The 20,697-nt window shown below is 39.6% G+C and carries 31 protein-coding genes and 2 pseudogenes; 4 read left to right on the forward strand and 29 right to left on the reverse strand.

What is annotated here, in order from left to right:
- From ACXVWP_RS01520 to ACXVWP_RS01580, 13 genes are all read right to left on the reverse strand, one after another.
- Window positions 1–438, reverse strand: coding sequence for a DnaT-like ssDNA-binding protein (locus ACXVWP_RS01520; protein WP_065265040.1), 438 nt, complete (start codon window positions 436–438; stop codon window positions 1–3).
- Between the two features lie 139 nt (window positions 439–577).
- The gene (locus tag ACXVWP_RS01525) at window positions 578–1,528 is read right to left on the reverse strand and encodes a major capsid protein (protein WP_118856332.1); all 951 of its coding nucleotides are present in this window, start codon (window positions 1,526–1,528) and stop codon (window positions 578–580) included.
- A gap of 65 nt (window positions 1,529–1,593) precedes the next feature.
- The gene (locus ACXVWP_RS01530) at window positions 1,594–2,328 is read right to left on the reverse strand and encodes a DUF6651 domain-containing protein (protein WP_297567877.1); all 735 of its coding nucleotides are present in this window, start codon (window positions 2,326–2,328) and stop codon (window positions 1,594–1,596) included.
- A gap of 93 nt (window positions 2,329–2,421) precedes the next feature.
- The gene (locus ACXVWP_RS01535) at window positions 2,422–2,700 is read right to left on the reverse strand and encodes a hypothetical protein (protein ID WP_289901887.1); all 279 of its coding nucleotides are present in this window, start codon (window positions 2,698–2,700) and stop codon (window positions 2,422–2,424) included.
- On the reverse strand, window positions 2,701–4,281 hold the full coding sequence (locus ACXVWP_RS01540) for a minor capsid protein (protein WP_083071901.1): 1,581 nt from the start codon (window positions 4,279–4,281) through the stop codon (window positions 2,701–2,703).
- Complete coding sequence (locus tag ACXVWP_RS01545; RefSeq protein ID WP_297567879.1) at window positions 4,247–5,635, reverse strand: DUF4055 domain-containing protein; 1,389 nt, start codon at window positions 5,633–5,635, stop codon at window positions 4,247–4,249. Before ACXVWP_RS01545 ends, ACXVWP_RS01540 begins: the two co-directional genes overlap by 35 nt.
- 9 nt (window positions 5,636–5,644) lie before the next feature.
- Complete coding sequence (locus ACXVWP_RS01550; RefSeq protein ID WP_289901975.1) at window positions 5,645–7,006, reverse strand: PBSX family phage terminase large subunit; 1,362 nt, start codon at window positions 7,004–7,006, stop codon at window positions 5,645–5,647.
- Window positions 6,987–7,505 carry a terminase small subunit gene (locus tag ACXVWP_RS01555; RefSeq protein WP_289901889.1) on the reverse strand — a complete coding sequence of 173 codons (519 nt, stop codon included), beginning with the start codon at window positions 7,503–7,505 and terminating at the stop codon, window positions 6,987–6,989. The genes ACXVWP_RS01550 and ACXVWP_RS01555 overlap by 20 nt, the downstream gene beginning before the upstream one ends.
- A 9-nt stretch (window positions 7,506–7,514) precedes the next feature.
- The gene (locus ACXVWP_RS01560; protein ID WP_288532864.1) at window positions 7,515–8,036 is read right to left on the reverse strand and encodes a Rha family transcriptional regulator; all 522 of its coding nucleotides are present in this window, start codon (window positions 8,034–8,036) and stop codon (window positions 7,515–7,517) included.
- A 127-nt stretch (window positions 8,037–8,163) separates the two neighbouring features.
- Complete coding sequence (gene lysC, locus ACXVWP_RS01565) at window positions 8,164–8,445, reverse strand: Rz1-like lysis system protein LysC (protein WP_065265091.1); 282 nt, start codon at window positions 8,443–8,445, stop codon at window positions 8,164–8,166.
- Window positions 8,357–8,680 (reverse strand): DUF2570 family protein, encoded by a 324-nt coding sequence (locus ACXVWP_RS01570; protein ID WP_289901890.1) that lies wholly within the window; start codon window positions 8,678–8,680, stop codon window positions 8,357–8,359. Before ACXVWP_RS01570 ends, lysC begins: the two co-directional genes overlap by 89 nt.
- On the reverse strand, window positions 8,673–9,275 hold the full coding sequence (locus ACXVWP_RS01575) for a glycoside hydrolase family 19 protein (RefSeq protein WP_112072224.1): 603 nt from the start codon (window positions 9,273–9,275) through the stop codon (window positions 8,673–8,675). Before ACXVWP_RS01575 ends, ACXVWP_RS01570 begins: the two co-directional genes overlap by 8 nt.
- Window positions 9,241–9,600, reverse strand: coding sequence for a phage holin, lambda family (locus ACXVWP_RS01580; protein ID WP_032827954.1), 360 nt, complete (start codon window positions 9,598–9,600; stop codon window positions 9,241–9,243). Before ACXVWP_RS01580 ends, ACXVWP_RS01575 begins: the two co-directional genes overlap by 35 nt.
- 109 nt (window positions 9,601–9,709) lie before the next feature.
- Between ACXVWP_RS01580 and ACXVWP_RS01585 the strand changes: the two genes are divergently transcribed.
- Window positions 9,710–10,189 carry a hypothetical protein gene (locus tag ACXVWP_RS01585; protein ID WP_289901891.1) on the forward strand — a complete coding sequence of 160 codons (480 nt, stop codon included), beginning with the start codon at window positions 9,710–9,712 and terminating at the stop codon, window positions 10,187–10,189.
- Here the strand turns inward: ACXVWP_RS01585 and ACXVWP_RS01590 are convergent.
- The 14 genes and pseudogenes from ACXVWP_RS01590 to ACXVWP_RS01655 all read right to left on the reverse strand — a co-directional run bounded on the left by ACXVWP_RS01590 (window position 10,167) and on the right by ACXVWP_RS01655 (window position 17,358).
- Complete coding sequence (locus tag ACXVWP_RS01590; protein ID WP_048953003.1) at window positions 10,167–10,373, reverse strand: hypothetical protein; 207 nt, start codon at window positions 10,371–10,373, stop codon at window positions 10,167–10,169. The genes ACXVWP_RS01585 and ACXVWP_RS01590 overlap by 23 nt on opposite strands.
- A 121-nt stretch (window positions 10,374–10,494) precedes the next feature.
- Window positions 10,495–11,004 carry an antiterminator Q family protein gene (locus ACXVWP_RS01595; RefSeq protein WP_289901892.1) on the reverse strand — a complete coding sequence of 170 codons (510 nt, stop codon included), beginning with the start codon at window positions 11,002–11,004 and terminating at the stop codon, window positions 10,495–10,497.
- The gene (locus ACXVWP_RS01600) at window positions 11,005–11,559 is read right to left on the reverse strand and encodes a recombination protein NinG (RefSeq protein ID WP_458473203.1); all 555 of its coding nucleotides are present in this window, start codon (window positions 11,557–11,559) and stop codon (window positions 11,005–11,007) included. It abuts the gene before it with no gap.
- Window positions 11,560–11,650: 91 nt separating this feature from the next.
- Window positions 11,651–11,761: pseudogene (locus ACXVWP_RS01605) on the reverse strand (elongation factor Tu); the annotation flags it as partial.
- A gap of 84 nt (window positions 11,762–11,845) precedes the next feature.
- Window positions 11,846–12,299 (reverse strand): annotated as a pseudogene (locus tag ACXVWP_RS01610) (DUF1367 family protein).
- Complete coding sequence (locus tag ACXVWP_RS01615) at window positions 12,296–12,514, reverse strand: hypothetical protein (protein ID WP_458473205.1); 219 nt, start codon at window positions 12,512–12,514, stop codon at window positions 12,296–12,298. The pseudogene ACXVWP_RS01610 and the gene ACXVWP_RS01615 overlap by 4 nt, the downstream one beginning before the upstream one ends.
- Window positions 12,514–13,437: an N-6 DNA methylase gene (locus tag ACXVWP_RS01620; RefSeq protein ID WP_458473206.1), complete on the reverse strand. Its 924-nt coding sequence runs from the start codon at window positions 13,435–13,437 to the stop codon at window positions 12,514–12,516. The genes ACXVWP_RS01615 and ACXVWP_RS01620 overlap by 1 nt, the downstream gene beginning before the upstream one ends.
- The gene (locus ACXVWP_RS01625; protein WP_458473208.1) at window positions 13,434–14,015 is read right to left on the reverse strand and encodes a DNA N-6-adenine-methyltransferase; all 582 of its coding nucleotides are present in this window, start codon (window positions 14,013–14,015) and stop codon (window positions 13,434–13,436) included. The genes ACXVWP_RS01620 and ACXVWP_RS01625 overlap by 4 nt, the downstream gene beginning before the upstream one ends.
- On the reverse strand, window positions 14,012–15,385 hold the full coding sequence (locus ACXVWP_RS01630; protein WP_458473209.1) for a DnaB-like helicase C-terminal domain-containing protein: 1,374 nt from the start codon (window positions 15,383–15,385) through the stop codon (window positions 14,012–14,014). Before ACXVWP_RS01630 ends, ACXVWP_RS01625 begins: the two co-directional genes overlap by 4 nt.
- Window positions 15,382–16,209: a DNA replication protein gene (locus ACXVWP_RS01635; protein ID WP_458473211.1), complete on the reverse strand. Its 828-nt coding sequence runs from the start codon at window positions 16,207–16,209 to the stop codon at window positions 15,382–15,384. Before ACXVWP_RS01635 ends, ACXVWP_RS01630 begins: the two co-directional genes overlap by 4 nt.
- A complete protein-coding gene (locus ACXVWP_RS01640; RefSeq protein WP_285268192.1) occupies window positions 16,206–16,364 on the reverse strand; it encodes a hypothetical protein in 159 nt (52 codons plus the stop codon). Before ACXVWP_RS01640 ends, ACXVWP_RS01635 begins: the two co-directional genes overlap by 4 nt.
- A gap of 1 nt (window position 16,365) precedes the next feature.
- On the reverse strand, window positions 16,366–16,608 hold the full coding sequence (locus ACXVWP_RS01645; RefSeq protein WP_458473213.1) for a helix-turn-helix domain-containing protein: 243 nt from the start codon (window positions 16,606–16,608) through the stop codon (window positions 16,366–16,368).
- A 69-nt stretch (window positions 16,609–16,677) separates the two neighbouring features.
- Complete coding sequence (locus tag ACXVWP_RS01650; protein ID WP_458473215.1) at window positions 16,678–17,121, reverse strand: YmfL family putative regulatory protein; 444 nt, start codon at window positions 17,119–17,121, stop codon at window positions 16,678–16,680.
- A gap of 48 nt (window positions 17,122–17,169) precedes the next feature.
- Window positions 17,170–17,358: a transcriptional regulator gene (locus tag ACXVWP_RS01655; RefSeq protein ID WP_005679233.1), complete on the reverse strand. Its 189-nt coding sequence runs from the start codon at window positions 17,356–17,358 to the stop codon at window positions 17,170–17,172.
- A gap of 111 nt (window positions 17,359–17,469) precedes the next feature.
- Between ACXVWP_RS01655 and ACXVWP_RS01660 the strand changes: the two genes are divergently transcribed.
- Entirely contained in the window at window positions 17,470–18,168 is a 699-nt protein-coding gene (locus ACXVWP_RS01660; protein WP_111304041.1) for a LexA family transcriptional regulator, read from the forward strand.
- A 55-nt stretch (window positions 18,169–18,223) separates the two neighbouring features.
- On the forward strand, window positions 18,224–19,267 hold the full coding sequence (locus ACXVWP_RS01665; protein WP_111304042.1) for a beta family protein: 1,044 nt from the start codon (window positions 18,224–18,226) through the stop codon (window positions 19,265–19,267).
- Here the strand turns inward: ACXVWP_RS01665 and ACXVWP_RS01670 are convergent.
- Together ACXVWP_RS01670 and ACXVWP_RS01675 are read right to left on the reverse strand one after the other, a co-directional pair.
- Entirely contained in the window at window positions 19,224–19,817 is a 594-nt protein-coding gene (locus ACXVWP_RS01670; protein ID WP_111304043.1) for a sce7726 family protein, read from the reverse strand. The two genes, ACXVWP_RS01665 and ACXVWP_RS01670, sit on opposite strands and share 44 nt — an antisense overlap.
- 343 nt (window positions 19,818–20,160) lie before the next feature.
- Window positions 20,161–20,334, reverse strand: a complete 174-nt coding sequence (locus tag ACXVWP_RS01675) for a YegP family protein (RefSeq protein ID WP_297570280.1) — start codon at window positions 20,332–20,334, stop codon at window positions 20,161–20,163.
- Between the two features lie 14 nt (window positions 20,335–20,348).
- On the opposite strand from ACXVWP_RS01675, the gene ACXVWP_RS01680 reads away from it, so the two are divergent.
- Window positions 20,349–20,570, forward strand: a complete 222-nt coding sequence (locus ACXVWP_RS01680; protein ID WP_040033733.1) for a hypothetical protein — start codon at window positions 20,349–20,351, stop codon at window positions 20,568–20,570.
- Window positions 20,571–20,697: the final 127 nt, after the last annotated feature.

Genomic DNA, 20,697 nt, shown 5'->3' on the forward strand with positions numbered 1-20,697 from the left:
TTACCCCCGTTCAAGCAATACTCTACGCATAGCTCCTTTCTCTCGAACAAACTCTCTCAACAACTGCGCCACATAACTAAATCGCTGATTCTCTACACCGTTTGCAGCTGAAGGATAAGAATACGTTACAGAAAGTTCACCAACTTTCACTGCACTTTTAAGTGCGGTTGGATTTTGAGTTAAATTTTCTTCCAAAGCTAATTCGCAGACTGCATTTTTTACTTTTACTGGTACGTCTGTATCACCATTACGTGGGAACGCTCGTAATTGATGTTTATCGGATGGCTTTCCTAAATAGATATAGCCACTATCAATATAATCCGATGCATTGACTAATCGGCGAGCCTTTTCTGTTGCACTTAGTGCCCCCCATATTTCTGCACTCATTCTGAGATTATGATATGCATCAGCTTCTTCTACAGAAACATAAGCGCTCATTTTTTCTCCTTATTTAGAAGAATCTTCAATTTTGTTTTGGTACAATTTCGCACAGTTATTTCCTTTTGCAATTAATGGGCAAGGGAAATAAGAACCCCCGAGTAATTCGTTACTTAGGGGTGCTTTTTTAGCGATATGGCTACTTGGTTTTAACCAACACGCCCGCGGTGTCTTTCAATGAAGTTGCGGTTTTACGCCAGTTGGCTGATGCCCCTAACTTGGTGTCGTCGGGGGATTTACCGCCTGCAGTCATATCCCATTCATAACCGAGAATACCTAAGTTATAAGTCCATTCTGCTTGATAAACTGCTGCGATATTTTCACCGCCTAATTTCGGTTGCATTTCGCTATTGAAATCGTTGTTACCACTTACCACGATCGCCCCTTCTTGCAAGCCTAGAGTGTTATAGGCTGAAGCGGTACTATCAACTAACGCAGGACTATCCGTGACCACAAACAAGCGACCAAATGGATCGCGCATCACACTCACGTTGTCGTAAGTAAACAAACGTTCTGCATTAGTTAAGGCATTGTCGTACAAGGTGTGTAAGGTGGTTGAATGAACAATCCACGCTTTTAATGCACTGGAGCGGTCGCCAAATAATGCTGCCGCTTTGTTGAGCGTGCGGAAATTCGGGGCGTTTTTCTTGTCGTCTAAGACTGCAGTAGTTTGCCCGCCAATCGCAGCAACGGCACCTAGAATTGCCGTGTTCAACATATCCGCTAAGCGCGCTTTTGCTAATTGCTGACCAATTTCAATGGCTGCCAATTCTGGGTTTTGCAATACCCAACGATATTGTTGCGGTTCATACTCAATCGGGTGCGTACCTGCAGCCACTTTTACTGCTACATTGAGTAATTGTTCTAGGCGTTTCGCTTGCACTGTACCACTGCCATAAGCATTACGACGACGCACTAAGCCTTGAATCGCTTTAAAGCTCGCACGAATATCAAAATCACCTTGTGTTGGAGCATTTTGCAATGTAATCACTCCGCCTGAAGCTTGATTGAATTTTTCAATATCCTGATCGACAGTTTCAGTTAACGCTAAATGTGTTTGTTTGTTAAAGACTTGTAAGTCAAAAGCCATAATAAGCTCCTATGTTATGGTGCGATTGCACCGTAAATAAAAAAGGTGCAATCTCTTGCACCCGATTATGAATGTTGTTGCATATACGCAATTTTTTCTGCGTCGGTTTTACATTCGGCTAAGGATTTAGGGGCATTGCTACCGCCCGTTCCCGCGCCAATACCTGAACCTGATGTACCTGATGGTTTTAAAATCGCATCTTTATTTGGATACGCACCGACTAACGCCTCTAATGCTTCCTCAAAATCGGCTTTTTCACCTGGGCGTGAACGGCTGTAAATTTCATTGCCATCGGCGAACTTCGCCACCACTTTACCTTCATCTGAAATACTGAAATGCTTACCAAAGAAGGCTTGCAGCACATCAGAAGGTAAATTTAAATGTTCTGCGGCATATTTAGAGCGAGCAAACGAACCACCAATTAGTTCTGCGTGCAATTGCGATTGCAGTTTTTCAGCTTGAGATTTGGATTCTGCCAGTTGTTCATCAAAGGTTTTACGCATTTCTGCTTTCACCTTTTCCACTTCGCCCGCATCAATCAACTTCTTATCATCGAGATTTTTCACCGTTTCCAAGGCTTTGATTGCTGCTTTCGGATCGTCAATCCCCGAAAATGCCAAAAGTTTTGCTTCCGCATGCTCTTTGGCTTCACGGTGTTTTTTCGCCTCACTGTTAAGCTCTGCGATTTTGGCTGTGGCTTTTGTGGCATCAAACGGAATTTCCTTCCCGTCTTCGTGAACATACACAGGCATCCCGTTTTCAACAACCACGTGCCCATTTTCATCAAGTTTTAATTTCATATTGGATTTCCTTCCAGTTAGTTAAGGTTGTGCCTTTTCCAAGGCGTAAAAAAACCGCCTACATTGCTGTAAGCGGTTCAATATAATGTGTTATTAACTACGTCTAATGGCTTCAATCGCTTCTTCCACCGTTAAATTGTAATTATCAGTTACTCTACGGTAGAAATGAATAGCATTGGGATTTTCTCGAAGTGCTTTTATTTTACGAGTCTTTTCTTCTTCGGTCGGTTTGTAATTTTCAAGTTTCTTTTGAAACTCTTTTGCCTCTTTCAAGGAAGTTTTCATATCTTCCATCCATTCTTCAAAAGGCATTTGAAAAACCTCTTTCGCAATCCGTTTTTGCTCCTCTAAAGGTAAATCAAGCACTGACATTTATAATTCCCTCGCTTCAATTACGGTAACATTACCATTCATATAGCGATCTTTTATAAAGAACTTAGTTCTATCTTTAAATAAAACTTCTCGTTCATCAGGATAATCACTAATATCTTCGATTATTTTACCATTCTTACTTTGAATAATAAATCGAACATTACCTTTAAAAGTTGATAAACTATTATCAATGCTTGAACTCATAAAAGCTTTTTCTGTGACTATTTTACCTATCTGATATTTTTCTAATACCTCATCTGGCAAAGTCGTATCGCGATAAGTCATACCGTTATAAGCAGGCACTTTGTCCAACCCTTGATTTACCACAGCAATAAACCGCTTATCGGTCAGTGTAAGATTATCATTACGCATATTGTAATTTAAATCCCAATAAAGCTCACTCGTGTAGGCTTTCATTGCAACAAGCTCGTGATGAGTAATGTTATAAGCGGCTTTAAATGCCTGAATTTTAAGGCTGTTTTTTACTTCTTCTGAAATACGTTGATAAATATCTTCCGCTATCCAAGATTGCGTATAGGATTTTTGTAAATCCCTCAACGTCAACGCCCTGCCAGATTGATCTAACATATCCGAGAAAGTAATTACACCACGTTCCCATAAATCCGCCTTGCCTTTGCCGAGAACTTGCTCTCTTTCTTCGTGGGTTTTGCTGTGTAACCACGATTCATAATTGATTCGCTCATCGACCTGTCCATTCATTGAAGCACGGGTGCTAGTTGGCATTTCGTCCATTCCTTGCACGCCTAATTCCTCCCAGCTTTTGGTGACAAGCTGAAGAATGCTGCGACAACGTGGGTGCAGCGGTGGGCGCTTGTAGGGAATGTTATGCCCGATTGGCTTTTTGTCCAAATCCCATCGTTTGCCATCTCGTACTTGGCAAACTGCGGAAGTCCGCATATCCAACGTAGAAAGGTGCTCTTCACCTGAGAGAATATCTAAATTTGCATCGCGAAGTTCTTCGTGAGCAGTGTCCGCCACTTTTGCCACCGCCGTAATCACTAATGTTTCCGCATTGCGACGGCTAATGTTCATCAATTCTCGCACTTCTGTTGTCAGCTGTCCGTTTTGCTTTCCTTCTGCTACACCAGAGCGGATAATTCCTTCAAACTTAAAGGCTAAATCGGCACGCTGTTTATTCCACCATGCTTCTAACGGTTGCCCTTCAATCACAGCAACGTTTTTAATCGCTTTAATACGTTCTTTTGGCACATCATTAAACAAATCAAAGCCGATTTCATCGTTATAAAGCTGGCTGATTTTGCTGGCTTCAAACGATAAAAAACCGCTTAACTCGTCTTGCGTGTAAGCGGTTGTTTCTTGGTAAGTTTTTGCAATTTCCGTTTGCAGTTCTGTAAGCAGTTTATCTAGTTTCTTTGCGGACAAGCCTTCTACACCGATAGCACTGATGCGGTTAATCAGCGATTTTTGCAATGTATTTAACCGCTTGTACACCTGTTGTCGCAAGTGAGCATCATAGCGAAAATGCAAGATTTTGCGGTCGGTTAAGGCGTGGGCAATGCGTTGTCTAAGCGTTGGTTTCTGATGTTTCTTCGTTTCCAAAACTCATTCCCTCAGATTGCAGGCGTTCTTGCTCTGTGTTCCATTCTAAGCCGTCGGCTAATAAACCACGACGTTTGGCTTCGTCAAAGGTGGATTGATTCGAAATCACGCCAGCATTACGCAACTGAATCACACTTGCCATAGAAGCGGACGGGTCGAGATCGTTTTCAATGTTACCCGAAATCTGCACGTTACCCACCAGCTCTTTGGCAATGCCAAGCCAATGCCCTGTATATTCCAAGGCTAAATCAATAGCATCTTCAAAGCGGTTTGCTAGTAAACGTAGCTGGGAAATTTCTTTGCCTGCTTCATCACGGGCTTGGCTGTCAGTCATTGCTAAGGCGGTTTTGGTAAGCAACTTCGCCCCTGCGGTTTTCATTTGTTCTTCTAAATCTTTCAGGCTTTCAACACCTGAAGCAATCGCTTGCCCTGAATGTTCGACAAATTGCATTGAGCTATCAACAGGTAAATGAATCGCGCTACCACCAATAGCAAGCTGTTTCACTTCATCATTAGAATAAATCGCTAACAATGGCACGCGGGCGATGTTAGTAATGTTGTCCTGATCTGATTGAGATTGCCAGTGTTTTACATTCAAATACGCCAACTCCATTAAAGGCGGCTCAATGGCATTGGTGAGTTCGTTACGCTTTGTGATAAATGGCACGACAGGTACAAAATCAAGAGGTCGATTTTGGGCAGTGAGGAGCAATTCCGATTCAAGACGAAACTCGCCTTCCGCTTCGCTAAATTTCCGCACTTTACCGATTTCGTACACATAAACGTGTTTCACAGTTTTCACGCCAAATTCGCCATCCTCAACCTGTTCATTTACAACATAGCGGAATTGAGTAATCGCTTGTTTACCATTTACTCGTGCGGTTTTAATGCCCAGTACTTGATGCGGTTTAATATGTATCCAATAAGGACGGGCATTTAAGGCTTTCTCTTCTGCGCGACTTTTCACGACTTCTACGCGGGTAAAATCAATCAGAGCGAACGAGCAACCATACGCCAAGGCGGAATAAAACCAACGGGAGGCGAACACATCAAGGTTATTGCCTGCTAAATCCACATCATCAAAAAGGGCTTGCACCGTTTCTGTTACATTAGCGACATCAATGGGATTAAAGAACACACGCCCTGTCATCTGGGAAAGCGTTTCCGACAAAGCGGGGTAAAGGGTCGAACGCTCAAGGCGTTTGCGGTAACTATTGGGCTCTTCCATTTCCATTTGGAAAAGGTAGGTTTGTGCGGCTTTTCGCATTGTTGCAGTGCCACCAAGTAAATCATCAATGATTTTGGATTTCTTATTTAATTCCACCATTTCAGCGGTGGGAAGATGAACTGACATAGTGAATCCTTAATAGAGTTTGAGGGCGGTTTGCTTGAGCACATCGCGTCTAATTGGGGCAAAGCACATCACGAGTGCATCCGCTTTATTCGGCGAGGGAATGCCACGCTTACGCATATCTTTCTTACTTTCTACCCGTACTTTGCCGTTATTATCGTAACCCACACGAGGGCGAGAGAGTTCTGCTTTTAAATAGTCTAAATCAGGTATATCGCTACTGAGTGAAATCATTTCATCAACGGGATAAACATCACCATATTTGATCGCACGATAGGTCTTATAAAAACGGTCTCGTAATTGCCACCACGCTTGAGCTTTAATATTGGCGAACATATCGCCGTTTTTCTTGCCTTGTGTGTAAAAGGAATCAGGATTAAACACTGCAGCACCTGCATTAAAGCCGATACAGTTGATCTGATTCGTCTCAATTTCTCGGTATTTTGCTTTTACACCTGCCCCCACACCGATAGAGTCGAAAACGATCTCATCTGCTTGCCATTCCACTGCTTTTGAATGGGTGCGTAATGCTGATTTAATCACATCTTCGCCCCGCCACTCCTCTAAACCAAGTACTACAGAACCGTGTGCAAAACAGATAGCATTCGCATCAGCCCCATCATCGGCAACGTCAAAGCCCACAATTTTTCGACCGCTTGCGGTAAAGTTCAATCGTTTGTGAGCATCAACAGCACATTCAATCCAAACAGGCTTAATAATCGCCAAATCAGAATCAGCGACAGGTTCGCCCTCATAAACGTGACGATAAAGCTCATAATCACGCTCACGCATTTGCTCCAAATCTTCTAACAGCTCTTTAGGGAAATAGGGGTTATCTTGCCAATTCACTAAGACCGATCTACACCGTTCAGGCGGATGAATCACAAAGCGTTGATAAGTATCGTCCAGAATGTTTTTCGGATTGAAACTCACAATAATCTGCGAGCCATCTTCACGAATGGTCGGAATCAACACATCCCAACTTTCTTTTGAAACATTCTCGCCTTCTTCCACCCAAACCACATCAATACCCGTCATTGACTTGATTGAAGTGATGTTGGTTTTCAGACCAGCAAACGTAAAACGAGAACCGTTTTGCCCGATAATTTGCGTTTTCTGTACATCAAAAAAGGCTTGTAAGCCAAGCATTTCAATCTGATCTGCCAACATCTGAATCACAGAATCAGAAATCGATTTCTGAATTTCACGACAACACAACACCCGAATCGGTTGAGTATAAGCACGTAGCACTAACGCACGGGCAATACTGAAACTTTTCCCAGAACCACGTCCGCCATAGAAAATAATAAAACGCCAAATAGATTCAAATAGCGGTCGGAATTTCGTAGGAAATTTAAGGTTCTTCTGGTTCATCGCTAAAACTAATGTTGATGACTGCAGGTAACGCATTACCGCCTGAGGTAACATCGACTCTATCTTTAAACATACCAAGATGTTTGCCTAGTAGCTCAAGTGCTTTGTTTGCACCTGTCGGTTCAAAAACGAAACATTCGGTATTAACGCTTTGTGCCGTTCCTTCTTGAGCGTTTTTTACTACAGTGGTAATGGTAAGCGGCTTTCTTCCCATACAAATATCACGATACTCTTGCAAATCTGCAATGATGTTATCTACGGTAAGATTATGGCGTTGTCTGTGCTCTTGTTGCAGTTCTTCAATACGGACCGTGATCGGACCGTTCTTTAATAATTCTTTTGCTTTTGTATTGATGGTGCTCGTTTGCATTTTTGAGCAATCATATGCTTGCCGATACGCTTCACTCGCATTCCCCAGCTCAATATAAAGCTGACAAAATTTTTCTTGTTTAGGCGTTAATCCACGACCAGACGTGGATTTTCCTTTCACGTCTGACATAGAAAATCCTTACTTAATAGGCAGTTCAATCTGCATCTTATCTTCAAAAAGTTTTAAAGTTGCTTCTAGCACAGGCTTATCGCCCTTCCATTCTCTTAATCCTTTACCACATAAACTCGCAAATGTTTTTTTCGCTTTATGCTCAATGCACAATTCGTTATATTTATGCATCAAGCTATAACCTTCTTGCTGTAATTTCTCACGCATAAAATCAAAGGCTTTAATAAACTCTACTTTGAATTTCATTGCTTTTTTGGTTCTATATCCCATTACCAAAAGCAAAAATCCATTTTTAGTCATCTGATACATGGGTTGTTTTCTGCCCCATTCATCGATATATGAGGTCTCCTCAAAATTGAGGAGAGCAAACTCACCGCAATCTTGTTCAATAACTAATGCTTTGATATCACGGATGATGTTATCGTGACGTTTACCAAACACCGTGGCAATATGCCGAGAATTTGTCACAATACGTTGCTTGTCATTTACCTTTAAGAATTGTTCAAAGTTTTCAATTTTTTGTAGATTCATTTTGGACTCCCATTAAATTTTAGATAATAAAAAACCCGACCATTTCTGATCGGGTTATTTAGTCCTAACAAAACTACCGAGAAGGCTTGGTTTCTACCAATTTAAAGATGTTAGACATTAGTCGTGATTATTTACTGCCTTTTGCTTGATTAATCCACTTATTGAGATTATCTACTTGGCTTGCGCACTTATCTCGCTCTGCGGTTACCTTAACTAGCTGTATGACTACATCACCGTATGTCTCACCGGTAAATGCTGTTTTAACACAAGGTGCAGTGTAGGCTTGAGGCGGGTAAATATATTCTGCTTTGGTCGTGACTTTATTTGTACAGGCGGTCAAGAGCAGACTGAGGCAAACGAGTGTGAGCACAAGGTTGTGTCTTAATGATTGTTTTAACTGATTCAGCATTTTCTGTTGCTATCCTTTCTATTTCATCATTACGTTGCTGTTGCTCAATGACTGCATCACGCTCTTGTTGCAGTGCAATGGTCAATGCCTTGTTCGCATCTTCTTGCTGCTGGATGGTTTGGGCTTGTTGTTTTGTGGTTATGTTCAACTCATCTATAACACTTGATTGGTAACGCAATGCGCCAAACAAAACCACTACAACAACCCCTAACGCTATGTAAATGTACTTAGTCATTATCAGTTACCATTAATGCTCGATATAGCTTGCAACGCTCATCAATGCCATTTAGCCCACCATTAATTCTTCGAGTCACTTTCTCTACCGAATTAAGATCAGCTAATTCACAGAGTTTCCAATACCAAACAGCAGCTTTAACTGATAAGTCTAAATTACTTGCTATATCTTCTGGCTCAATATCTCTACCTAACCATTTTCTAAACGCGGCATAATTATCCTTACCTGTGATCTGAATCAGTCCACGACCACGATATTTCCAACCATCTCCGCTTTTCTCATCTCCATTACCTAAACGATTAGCATAAACACGATTGGCTATGAGCTCAGGTTTACGCTCATATCTCTTGGCTGTAAGTGGATCGGGGAAATATTTACGGAAAGTTTGAGAAAGCCCAGACCAAGAATAATTTAAGTTTTCTTTAAATCTTGTAAATCCTCCACTTTCATGCCCGCATTGAGCTAAGAACATAGCTTGTTGCATCTTAGTCACACAACCTGCTTTTTCTATTTGTTCTGAAATGGCTTGATAAACGCCCTTAACTGCATGAGGGAAAATTTTATTGAACGTCACTTCGGAAATCATCATTGTCATCTTTTTCAATTCTCCGATTAATGAATTTAAACAAGAACTCTCTAATTTTTTCAGTACCAACAAAACCAATCATCGTGCCAAGAAATGAAGAATATTCACTATGCCCAAAAATATGAGTGCAGATAGGCACTGCTACGCCAGCAATAGATGCACACATAGCTGCATCAATGAACACATATCGGAAACTTGGTTTTTTACGCATAAATCCAAGTCTTAAAATAGAAATAAATAATGCCCAAAGGGCGCTTTGAATAGAGCTAGAACTCAAATTAATTTGTAACCAAGACCATATTAACGCCCATACATCAGGCTCTTTAATTGGCATATTTCCCCCTAATTATTTTAGGCAATAAAAAAGCCCACCTGTTACAGTGGGCGTTAAGTTCTGTTAAGATCTAGGTTACCACACCAAACTTAACAGAGGTTTAATTAAAATGAATGAAGCAAGAATATCTCGTCAGCAAATTCTAAATAACATTCCTGAACAATATCGACATTATTTCAACATCGTTATTTTAGACATCGCCCAAGACATATATCCGCTTTTCAAAAACTTTACTGACGCCGTTAATATCTTATGCAAGCACGCACAAATTAACAAAAAGGTTGATATATTCTTCACATCATCAAAGAGTAACGGTATCGTTTCCTCAGATTGCTTAACTCTCCAATATCAAATTCACCCAGAAGCAGTCCACGTTTACTATAACGGCTGCATATTTTACGATCTCGCCAAAGCCAATTTATACCCTCGTGAAATACAAATTGCGGCTTTCCTAGAAGAATTAGCACATACTTATATGAATATCAGCGATGAGATCTTAGTTAAAAAGGTGGTGGCGTGGATGTATGAAGGCATTCATTACAATGAAAATACTGAACAGTATGAACCTATTTATTCCAAGGATAAGTAATCGCGTCTAATGGGATTTTCAAACCATTTACTGACAGTCTCTCAGCTTGAGTAACACCAGAGCAAATAGAATTGTTAGCTAAAAATGCATATTTGTTTTTCAAACATTCATAAAGTGCCTTGAGCAAATACTCTGGCACTTCCTCACCATCAATCTTAATCGTATCGCCTAGTGTAATGTTCATATTCCACCAATAAAAAAGCCCCGACCGTTTCCGATCAGGGCTGTAAAAATCAATTTAGGTGTTCACTACTTACATTGCGACCACCGTACATCTAAATGATAGGACAAGATGACAAGGTTTGTCAATAAGTAATTTTGATACTTCTTGCATTTTGTCGTCCAGTTCGCAAAATAACGAACCCAGTTATAAGAAGTTCGTGAATTATTGCCTTCGCTAATTTTAGCTCTTTTTCAACATTCCGTATCATCGTTTTAAGGCTTGGAGTGCGGATATCTGGTTTGCCTGCGCACGGCTGCATTTTTATCTCTCCGCAGTTTTCACGGAGTTTAACCGCTATATGATTAATAGTGCTTTTATTAACATAATAGGAAAATACGATATAGTGTAAAGTGCGGTCGTTTTTAAGGAAAAATCTCTCAATAACTTCGCTAATCATCATTCCTGTTGAGTCATCGCAAATTGGTTCATTTGGCTCTGCAGGAATGACTGATTGCATTAGTTTTGCAATAATATTTAATTGCGGTTTATCAAGCCTACCGCTGCGCACCCAAGCACCCCATTGATACATATACCGGTCAACAAATTCTTCTTGTTCAATCGTTAGTTCTGATAACTCGCTAAATTTACGCATTTATTCCTCTAACTCTTTAATTTTTGCCTTGTAATACTTAATAATCGCCTTGCAATCTTCAATGGTGTATTTCTTTGGATCGTGGTCTTGCCGTTCTAACCAAGCCACCTTATCCGCACCGATTTTATTGACGAGATTGATTCTGTACTCAATAATGTTTCCGCTCTTGTGGTCATTACAGGGCGCGCATTGCTTATGTACGTTTAGCTCACAAAATCGCAATTCAGGGCAGGCTCCGACACTACGATAATGCCCTGCGTGGTATTGCCCTTGATGATACCGACCGCAACTAATACAAGGCTCATTTTTATCACGCAAACGAATAAATTTATTAAATACCGATTGAGCATCTTTAAGCCATTCAGAACGACTTTTTAATTTAGCCTTTCGCTCTCTTTTTTCTGCTCTTTCCTCTTTCTCTTTTTTCTTTCTTGCCTGCTCTTTCGAAAGAATAATCGCACATTTAGGCGAGCAGACTTTTTGCATTGAGCTTATCGTTTTGACAAAGTAACAACCGCAGACTTTGCATTTGGTTTCCTTAGGTTTTATAGCCATATTAGCCTCTGTAAATTGTTTTCTTGTTGATGCGACTTAATGGATAACTTATTGTGGGCTGTGTTGTTACAGAATCTACTTTCCCGACATTCGCTAATACTGCTGCCAATGCTGCTATAATATTTTTACCATGATCAACGTGTCCTATTGTTCCAATATTAACTACTGGCTTAGTGCGCTCAAATTTTTCTTTATCACTCATCGTCAGCTCCAGATATAAAACAAACAATCACAAACACAACCGCAAAGAGAACTACTGCTAAGGCTATTTCTTCTCTCATGCCAATCACCAAAAGAACTCATACAACTGATTTAACGTATTTTCATCGGTTGTATCGTTAAAAATATGCTTGATTGCTGCACTAATTAACGCCTTGTAACAGCTTTCAAACTCCGCTTGTTCCATGTTTCCATAACTCAAGGATTGCGCCTCAATCCGCAAATCCCCTTTAATGTTGTATGTGGATTCGTAAAAACCTGCTAATACCGTTAAATGTTTGCGGAATGTGTCAAATTGCTTGCGCTCATCAAAGTGTTTCCATTCTGTTTTATCTGCAGCCCAATGGTTAAAACAGAATTTAAAAAAAGGCGAACACCTTACGATGGAAAGCGGGATTGCGCGTGCGTTTGAGTTCTATCTCATAAATCTCACCGTTTTTGAATGATTGTAAATCTGGCAAGTACATTTCATCGGCTGGACAAAATACACCACCAGCATTTTTCATCATTGGAATAATCATTCCAGATACTCCACACCACGTGCCCACGCATACGCGTCTTCATAGGTTTTAAAGCGTTTTCGCATGCGGGAAATTTGTACCATTTTGCCATCAATACGTTGCAGCACCCGCACATCTCCACGAAAACAATCGTGCCGTTTATGTTTAATGCCGTGGCGAAAGCCTTTTGTTGAACCGTCGTGATATGCGCTACGGTGAATATAAAAATCTTTCATTATTCGCCCCAGCCAAATAAGAAACGATTTGATTTTTTCTCTTCCTGAATCAATGCACAGACTTCATCGCAGAATTTTTCAAATTCTTCACGTGGCCAGCCTTCTAAATCAAATACCATACCGCTAAATTGAATTTGAGCACGAATTTGCTCTTTTAATTGAGCTTGCGACATCAACTCTAATTTCATTGGATCTACTTTTTCTTTTGGCGGCTCTGGCGGTGAAACCGTGTCCCATTTATCAGAATTAATTAACCATTCATCAGCATTAATTATTTTATTCGTGGCACAGTCATACAATTCACGGTATGTTTTGTTATTCGATTTGGTTTTATCAACCACCAAGAAAAGCACTGAAATTGGCGTATCTTCAAAGGCGTTTTGAATCAAATTCAACTCGACTAATTGATTCCCAATAACTTCACGGAGTGTTTTTTCGGTGTTTCGATAGGCAATACCTGGGAACATAATGAAAAACCCAAAACGATGAGCATTGGCTAATCCTTTCAGCATAAAAACATCATCAAGTACACCTGATTTTTTCCACGGAAAATCCGATTGAATAGCATCCTTTTCTTCTTCGGCAAGTTCTTTAAATTTAAGTGAGAATGGAGGGTTCATTACAACACAATCACTTTTTGGCTCACTTTGATACAAGAAAAAACTCGTATTATGAATCTCAGCATCTGGATAATTATTGGCTAATGCCGCGCATGATTCCGCTTGAATTTCTACTGCAATAAACTTACTTGGTTGAATAAATTGCTCAAGCTGTCCGCTGCCTGCTGCACCATCAAAAACACTTGGATTTTTACCTAAGTACTTCTCGACTTTCTCAGCCAAATATCGGCGAAGAGATTCGCCCGTAATATATTCAGCAAACTTATTCGCTTTCTTGCGATTGTTATGTTCTTCAAAACTCATTTGCTATATCCACCAACCTTTTTAATAAAATCAAGGCTAATTGAACGTGTGACATAGTCTTCCATTGTTGGATCAAATACTACGACCATTTGTCCTTTGCTATTCCCCTTGATTTCTTTTCCTGTTACAGGGTTGATAAATGCAATTCGACCACCTGTAATATCAATTACCTCATTGGCCACGTTGTGAATGTGGTTTTGATACCATTGAGTAGATTTATCATTATTGAGTAACATCACGACTAAATAACCGGCATTACATAATTCTTTTGCGCGTTGTAGATATGGTGTAACGTTGGAATAAGGCGGGTTCACATAGATTCTTAACGGAGCCGAACAACGTTCTGCTACTTCGTCCAACAATACATCTAACATTTGCTCAATCGGCATTAGAAAGTCATCTGCAATTGATTGATGCTCATCATTGTCTGAGTTAGGTTCGCCGATATAGTGACATGTCAAGGCGTTGTTGGCTGTTGCGTAACCATCAAGATCGAACAAACCAAAACGTTGAGATAGCCATTCAAAAACATAGTGTGGTGTTTGCCATGTATCTTTATCAAATTGTTGTTCTGTCATTGCAATGCCCCTTTCCCATAACTTTTAGCCGCATAAGTTTTGGCTTGTTGCTGTGGTTTCTCGTTGATGTATTGATACGCTTGCGCCTGATCGCAATCGAGGAAGTGACCTCTATCAAATTTCATATAGGCCGTGCCTAATCCACCAAATCTATTCTTGGTAACAATGGCCTCGGAGTAAGGATTATCACAATCTGCCTTGTATGCGCCCTCACGGTAAAGCATGATGATTTGGCTTGCATCTTGCTCGATTGAGCCTGAATCACGTAAATCTGAATTAGCAGGACGTTTTACTGCACGGCTATCCACATCACGGTTAAGCTGACAAAGTAAAATGATTGGAATGTTAAAGTTTTTGGTAAAGGCTTTTAGCTTGCTCATAGAATTAGCGATAGCTTGGGTTAGATTTACACCACGCTCTTGCTTGTGATTCATCAAGCCTAAATAATCAATTACAACCACAGATGGTGCGCCTTTCTCGCTAATATGGTTTTCTGTAATGGCGCAAATTTCATCGGCAGATAAACCACCACGATCGACAAAGTAAACATCTTGCGACCGCACTTCTTGCAATGCACTTGTTAATCGATGATAGTCGCCCTCATCAAGCTCGGTAGGATTGCGCAATTTCTTCACGCTCACGCCGCCAGTAGCACTCAATAAACGATCGACTAACTGGAAGTTACCCATCTCAAGGCTGAAAAATAAAACCGAGCCATGATTTTTGGCGATATTGCGAGTCACTGTCAGACTAAATTCTGTTTTCCCTGTTCCTGGACGACCTGCCACAATGACAATATCGGTAGAATTTATGCCGCCAAGAATGTTATCGACCGCCTCAATGCCTGTGTAAAGCAAGCGTTCTTTGAAGTCGTTTTTTGAACGTTTTTCTAAAACATCTACGTAAGAATCGACCAGCTCTCCCATTGCAATGGGTTTAATTTCAGTTTTGCTGACAAGAAGTTTTTGGATTTGATTGAGTGCATTTTGAGTGATTTGGTTTACTTGCTCCTCTTTTGCGTTGGCTAACTCCCCTGCCATTTTTAACAATGCCTGTTGAGCAGTGCGATTTACCCAAGCAGAATGGACTTTCTTCGCATACCCTAAAATATTTCCGCTGTAAGCATATCCGCTTGCTAATTCCGCTAGATTGGCAAAGTTTTCACCGTAGTCTTGCGCAAGTAACAAAATATCAATCAAATCATCTTTGCGAGCCTGTTTGCGAATGTTTCCGTAAAGTGCGCCAAGTTGGAATGTGGCAAACATTTCAGGCTCTAACCAACTCATCACTTCACGAGCTTGTGGGGATAATCCGCCATTCAAAAATGCCCCAACCAAGGAATACTCTAAATCGTAAATTTTAGATGTCATAACAGGTTATTCTCCAAAGTCTTGTCTAACGTTTCTTCTCGCAAGAGGTACTCAAAATTTGCTTTCCAATGCCGGTCGTTTTCACCGAAATAAAACTCTCCTGCGCTTGTCATAAAATCCGTAAAGTATTCAGCAAAGGCTTGTGTAGAGTTATTCTTAAATCGTTTATTGAATACATCGGATAGTTTTTTTACTGCACGCTTTCGCTTGTCACTCAAGTGAGTTGGATCTGCAATTCGAGGTAAATTTTTCCCTGTTTTATCAAGAGATTCGTTATAAGCATTGGCTATACCTGAATAATCAACATGATCTGATTCTTGTTTTTCTGCATGAGATGATTCACTTTCGTCCTCCATGTCGGCGTCAGCCGATTCCCCTGCAGGGGGTAAGGGGGTATTTGTATGTAATCTAGTGTTGTAATCTCTTGTATTAACGAATGCGACTTTGTTACCCTCCCGAATGTCACTTTCGGGCATTCGGGAATGTTCGTTTGTATCATTCGCTAATGTGGCTAATAATTCGTCTAATTTGTCACAGTCAATTTTGTAATACATACGATGTTCTAGGCGTTTATGAGTTTCGATTAGCACGCCTTTTTCACGCAGTAATTTGCGAGCAGTTTCTTGCTCTTTTCTCGATAATCCAGTTTCAATTTCTAACTCTTCTTGGGTTTTATAAACACCAAGAACAGGATCGGCTTTATCTTGCCAATAGAAAATTTGCTCAAAGAAGATTTCAGCAATAACACCACCAAATAAACGAGCAAGATTAGGACGATAAGCAATCGCTCTTCCTGTATTTTTAAGCATTGTTGATGGGTTCATATCTCTAATTCCTCAATCGCTTGTTCTGTTATACTGTCGTATATTTCTTTACTTACGCCCTGCTCTATTAATTGTTGTTTTATGCCTTCATAAGCTATGAATTTTTCTCTATCACTTAATTTGGCTACAAATTCGGGGTCGAATAGTCTTTCCATATCAAGCCTCGAATCGGTATTCTTTAACTCTCTTACCACTTGGAAGAACAACCCATCTATCAACAACCTTGTTCTTGTATTCCTCGTTCATATTTTTTATGTCGTAAATTCTTGCTCCTAGACGAGTGCAACTAAATCGGGTATAAGCATCAAGCTGAGTCAATCGCTCCCCATTCAACAAAGCCTTGAGAATCTTGCCGTTTTGCGTTTGACTTGTTTTTTCGTTTGGATTAATATTTTCCATGCAGATAACCTCTGTGAATAACAATTAAAGAGAGTTAGTTAAAGCCACGAAATCTCCTCGTGGCTTTCTTTATTGCGGCTTATACAAAGAAATAGCCAACTCAACAGAATGCTGAGTTGCCGATAAATGCTTACTCAATGCTTGACGGATTTTGTCTTCTTCTTTCGAGGTGATTTCACCGTCTTCTAACGCTGTTTCTAATGCAGCAAATAACAAGCCTCGAGCCGAAAGCTCGTGCAGTTGTAAATTGGCAAGCTCAACCTTGTCTAATTCATCCTCTGCCACATCAGGTACAAAACGTCCACCAGCATTTCGGCAAAGCTCATCGATAAAATCAGTGCATCCATACTCAAGTTGCAGTGCTATCAATTCTTCGTTTTTAAACCGTTGGCCTTTTGTTTGGTAAAGACGGTTATTTAACTCGCTTTCTGTAAATCCGAGAAAGCCAGCTACCGCACTTTTGCCGCCTGGTACTTTCTCGATCATCTCTATAATGGTTTGTTTCATTGCCATAATTTCTTTCCGTTTTTTATGGTTTTCTTTTAGGTAAAGGTTGGTAAATTAATCCCACAAATCAGGACGTAATTCGGATTTCTTAACTTTTCCGGCCGTAAGTTCTTCAATCTTTGCGCAACGTTCCGCAGGCACTTTTTCACGCCACTTGGAAACAGCCCAAGGTGTAAGATTGAAATGTCGAGCCATAGCCGAAATACCGCCCACGATTTCATAAGCTTTTTCGATTGGTAGCATTTTAATCCTCTTTATTCTATTTAAAGTAGAGATATTCTACTACTAAAAATAGAATTGAATCAACTATTTTAATTTTGTATCTTCTACCTTTAGTAGAATAAAGGAGTGTCTATGACAGATTTAGCAAGCCGACTTAATGAATTAATGGCTAAACAAGGCAAAAATATTGTGGATTTACAAAAAGCTATTGGCGTAACCTATGAAATGGCTAGACGTTACACTTTGGGCACTGCGACTCCGAGAGATAAAAAAATTGAAGCTATGGCGAAGTACTTTGGAGTTAGTCCTGCTCATTTGAAATACGGAACAGCCGATTCTTTAGAAAATCAAGTAACTTCTAATGTGAAAGACGTTGGCTCATTCGACTTATGGGATCGCAATACTCCACTAAATAGCGATGAATACGCAGTCCCGTTTTATCAAGATATTAGGCTTGCTGCCGGAAACGGCTTTGCTGATGACATAGAGGACTATAACAACTTCAAATTGCGTTTTTCCAAAGCAACACTACGTAAACAAGGCGTACAGTACGAAAATGCGGTATGTGTGATTGCTGATGGAAATTCAATGGAGCCGGTTATTCCGGATGGAACAACGGTGGGAATTGATTTGGGCAATAAGACAATCCGAGACGGCAAGATATACGCTATCAATCACGGCGGCTTGTTGCGCATAAAACTACTCTACAATATGCCAAACGAACAAGTTAAGATCCGCAGTTACAACAGCGAAGAACACCCGGATGAGATAACAGCCATGCAAGATATATCAGTCATTGGAAAAGTCTTTTGGTATTCAGTTTTACTATAGAAACTAATACTGGATATTGTTGATCTTTAATAACAACTAACCTAAGGGGAAGATTATGGAGAACTTTATTTACGTTCCTGTTTTAAAAACCAAACAAAATGAATTCTTGGCATTGCAAGCACTAGATGAACAAGTAAAAAATTGGATAAAACCATTATTTATTTTAACTCAAGATAAGTGTCATGAAAGAGCTCTATCACTATCTAAGAATTTAAATCAAAAGTGGGGTTCTAGAGAGGTATTTATTGATATATTTCAAGTAAATAACTTCAATATAAATCAATTAGATCATGCTACGGCCATTTTTTCTGATCTTGTTAATAATAATATCCCATTCACTCCTGTAATTCACTTAAATAATCCTAATCAAATTGCTATAAATTACATCATCCAAAATAGAATATCATCAGCTGTATTAGTAAAAATAAGAAATTTTTCACATTCCACACCAAGTGATTTGCAACAATTAATTAGCTCATTATCAAATGTAACAGATATTATATTAGACTTTGGAAGTGACGTCGCAACAAACAGAGTGAACCATTCATTTAATATATCAACATATATTAACCATATTTCTAGATATATATCATCAAGCATAAATATAATTATTACAGGATCATCTATCCCGAGTGAGTTACCAAGAAATAACTATATGCCGTTCGGTATGGAGCCAAGAACCGAATGGCTTGGTTTTTATGACTACTATCTTTCAGTGCCACAAAATAATTCCAACAATCCTATTATTTTTAGCGACTATTCAATCACGCACCCAGACGAAGTAGAACCTCTCGGATATGTTAACCCAAATGCCAAAATACGATATACCATTTCAGATAATTATCTTTTTGCGGTCGGCTACCAAGTTCATTCACATTCATCTGGATTTGGACAATATCACGCAATGGCAGGGTATATAGTTAATTCTCCATACTTTATGGGGGATAGCTATTCATGGGGGGATAAATACTTATATGATTGCAGCACTCAAATGTGCGGGCCAGGTAATATGGGAAGTTGGGTTAAGGTAGGTCATAATCATCATATAACCTTTGTCACTCGCCAAATTGGCGCCAATTTATACGGGATTTCAATATAGCCCTAGTATTATCTCTTATCTCGTCCAAAGAAAAGGTATCTACAATTAATTTGTAGATGTCTTTTCTTGTAAGCTTGCGAATTCGCCAATCAACCTTAATCTTTATCGCAAGTAAAGCTAACGCCTCTTCTTTCCAGATGAGTTTTGATAACTCAAATGGGTCAATATCCTTATTCTTTTTATTGCGACGATAAGTAACAATATTCACACTTCCTCGATGATTCATCGTAGCAATCTTAATCCCCCACCAATCGGGAATGATATTAATTGCTTCCTGAGCGTGCTTTTCCCCAACAACTAGAGTGACCTTATCCATAATGGATGAATAAGTCATGGATTGTTGTGGTAAACGTAAAAGATTGTCAGAGTCGCTTTTTAGTTCATAGCCATGTAATTCACCATTAATTACAGCAATATCTACTCTATTACGCCCATGATCTAACCCTAATTCATCAATGACCAGCGTAGATGGATCGTTAATATGCGCCTTTAATATTTTGTCTTTTACCGCTTGGCGAACGTCCTTATCAAGCATTCGATTAATTGACATCTATTTCTGATTCTAATTCTGAGTTAAAAATTAACACAATTATAGACAAAAATATAAAAAATTCATCAAAAACCTCCGCTTTCATATCAATAATCTATTCTTTTTTGTTCAAAATTTGTGATCTAGGTCACAAATTCAACAAATAGTCAAAAATAAATTAAATTAAAAATCAAATACTTACTACTTTAAATAGAAAATATCTCTACTTTTATGCAATTTTTAGTTGCAATTAAATCTACTTTAAGTAGAATGGACCACATCAAAACGAGATACACATAAGCAAATATCTCGATGCTCTTTAAAAATTTGTGATGAAAAAAAGCCCCTTTCGGAGCTTTACTAATTAGGCTTCATAGAATGGTGTTTTGCGAGTGGTATCCATTACTAGATTAACTGCATGCACGCAATCATCTCTATTACGATACCCTTCACCATGAGCTACGATTTCATGATTGGCTGCTTTTAAATGCCAATACCATTGATTGTCAGTTTTACTTTTAAAAATTTCAAAATACATAGAGGTAGTTCCTTATGCAAGAAGAAATGAAACGCTATGCAATTTCTTATTACTTCGACGGCAAAAGGTGGGCGACAGATGTTTACGCCCATTCATTCGAAGAAGCGGAAGAAAAGCTAAAAGCAATGTCCCAAGGTACTGTTGACGGTGAGATTCACCTTTCAGTTTACATTCCTGAAAATCCGCTATCGAAAGTATCAAGGTTGATTACAAGAATAGCTAAAAAGTTTATGTAAGTCAGTGACTTTCATCACAAATTTTAAACAATTTGGTTAAAGAAACTCACTCGGCAGAAGCACAGACGGAAGCCCAACGGTGCTAAGCGGTCGTTAGATTGAAAGCCCTAACCTACTTAGTTAAGAG

This window comes from Haemophilus sp. SZY H56, assembly GCF_054332415.1.

What these genes read in the sequence shown, in the direction of transcription:
- ACXVWP_RS01530 (WP_297567877.1), bottom strand. Translation starts at nt 2,328, where the DNA reads ATGAAATTAAAACTTGATGAAAATGGGCACGTGGTTGTTGAAAACGGG.
- ACXVWP_RS01550 (WP_289901975.1), bottom strand. Translation starts at nt 7,006, where the DNA reads ATGAACCAGAAGAACCTTAAATTTCCTACGAAATTCCGACCGCTATTT.
- ACXVWP_RS01595 (WP_289901892.1), bottom strand. Translation starts at nt 11,004, where the DNA reads ATGCGTAAATTTAGCGAGTTATCAGAACTAACGATTGAACAAGAAGAA.
- lysC (WP_065265091.1), bottom strand. Translation starts at nt 8,445, where the DNA reads ATGCTGAATCAGTTAAAACAATCATTAAGACACAACCTTGTGCTCACA.
- ACXVWP_RS01585 (WP_289901891.1), top strand. Translation starts at nt 9,710, where the DNA reads ATGAATGAAGCAAGAATATCTCGTCAGCAAATTCTAAATAACATTCCT.
- ACXVWP_RS01630 (WP_458473209.1), bottom strand. Translation starts at nt 15,385, where the DNA reads ATGACATCTAAAATTTACGATTTAGAGTATTCCTTGGTTGGGGCATTT.
- ACXVWP_RS01645 (WP_458473213.1), bottom strand. Translation starts at nt 16,608, where the DNA reads ATGGAAAATATTAATCCAAACGAAAAAACAAGTCAAACGCAAAACGGC.
- ACXVWP_RS01535 (WP_289901887.1), bottom strand. Translation starts at nt 2,700, where the DNA reads ATGTCAGTGCTTGATTTACCTTTAGAGGAGCAAAAACGGATTGCGAAA.
- ACXVWP_RS01625 (WP_458473208.1), bottom strand. Translation starts at nt 14,015, where the DNA reads ATGACAGAACAACAATTTGATAAAGATACATGGCAAACACCACACTAT.
- ACXVWP_RS01555 (WP_289901889.1), bottom strand. Translation starts at nt 7,505, where the DNA reads ATGTCAGACGTGAAAGGAAAATCCACGTCTGGTCGTGGATTAACGCCT.
- ACXVWP_RS01640 (WP_285268192.1), bottom strand. Translation starts at nt 16,364, where the DNA reads ATGGAAAGACTATTCGACCCCGAATTTGTAGCCAAATTAAGTGATAGA.
- ACXVWP_RS01570 (WP_289901890.1), bottom strand. Translation starts at nt 8,680, where the DNA reads ATGACTAAGTACATTTACATAGCGTTAGGGGTTGTTGTAGTGGTTTTG.
- ACXVWP_RS01580 (WP_032827954.1), bottom strand. Translation starts at nt 9,600, where the DNA reads ATGCCAATTAAAGAGCCTGATGTATGGGCGTTAATATGGTCTTGGTTA.
- ACXVWP_RS01675 (WP_297570280.1), bottom strand. Translation starts at nt 20,334, where the DNA reads ATGTATTTTGAAATTTTTAAAAGTAAAACTGACAATCAATGGTATTGG.
- ACXVWP_RS01650 (WP_458473215.1), bottom strand. Translation starts at nt 17,121, where the DNA reads ATGGCAATGAAACAAACCATTATAGAGATGATCGAGAAAGTACCAGGC.
- ACXVWP_RS01670 (WP_111304043.1), bottom strand. Translation starts at nt 19,817, where the DNA reads ATGTCAATTAATCGAATGCTTGATAAGGACGTTCGCCAAGCGGTAAAA.
- ACXVWP_RS01525 (WP_118856332.1), bottom strand. Translation starts at nt 1,528, where the DNA reads ATGGCTTTTGACTTACAAGTCTTTAACAAACAAACACATTTAGCGTTA.
- ACXVWP_RS01575 (WP_112072224.1), bottom strand. Translation starts at nt 9,275, where the DNA reads ATGACAATGATGATTTCCGAAGTGACGTTCAATAAAATTTTCCCTCAT.
- ACXVWP_RS01660 (WP_111304041.1), top strand. Translation starts at nt 17,470, where the DNA reads ATGACAGATTTAGCAAGCCGACTTAATGAATTAATGGCTAAACAAGGC.
- ACXVWP_RS01560 (WP_288532864.1), bottom strand. Translation starts at nt 8,036, where the DNA reads ATGAATCTACAAAAAATTGAAAACTTTGAACAATTCTTAAAGGTAAAT.
- ACXVWP_RS01635 (WP_458473211.1), bottom strand. Translation starts at nt 16,209, where the DNA reads ATGAACCCATCAACAATGCTTAAAAATACAGGAAGAGCGATTGCTTAT.
- ACXVWP_RS01520 (WP_065265040.1), bottom strand. Translation starts at nt 438, where the DNA reads ATGAGCGCTTATGTTTCTGTAGAAGAAGCTGATGCATATCATAATCTC.
- ACXVWP_RS01590 (WP_048953003.1), bottom strand. Translation starts at nt 10,373, where the DNA reads ATGAACATTACACTAGGCGATACGATTAAGATTGATGGTGAGGAAGTG.
- ACXVWP_RS01620 (WP_458473206.1), bottom strand. Translation starts at nt 13,437, where the DNA reads ATGAGTTTTGAAGAACATAACAATCGCAAGAAAGCGAATAAGTTTGCT.
- ACXVWP_RS01680 (WP_040033733.1), top strand. Translation starts at nt 20,349, where the DNA reads ATGCAAGAAGAAATGAAACGCTATGCAATTTCTTATTACTTCGACGGC.
- ACXVWP_RS01665 (WP_111304042.1), top strand. Translation starts at nt 18,224, where the DNA reads ATGGAGAACTTTATTTACGTTCCTGTTTTAAAAACCAAACAAAATGAA.
- ACXVWP_RS01655 (WP_005679233.1), bottom strand. Translation starts at nt 17,358, where the DNA reads ATGCTACCAATCGAAAAAGCTTATGAAATCGTGGGCGGTATTTCGGCT.
- ACXVWP_RS01615 (WP_458473205.1), bottom strand. Translation starts at nt 12,514, where the DNA reads ATGAAAGATTTTTATATTCACCGTAGCGCATATCACGACGGTTCAACA.
- ACXVWP_RS01545 (WP_297567879.1), bottom strand. Translation starts at nt 5,635, where the DNA reads ATGTCAGTTCATCTTCCCACCGCTGAAATGGTGGAATTAAATAAGAAA.
- ACXVWP_RS01600 (WP_458473203.1), bottom strand. Translation starts at nt 11,559, where the DNA reads ATGGCTATAAAACCTAAGGAAACCAAATGCAAAGTCTGCGGTTGTTAC.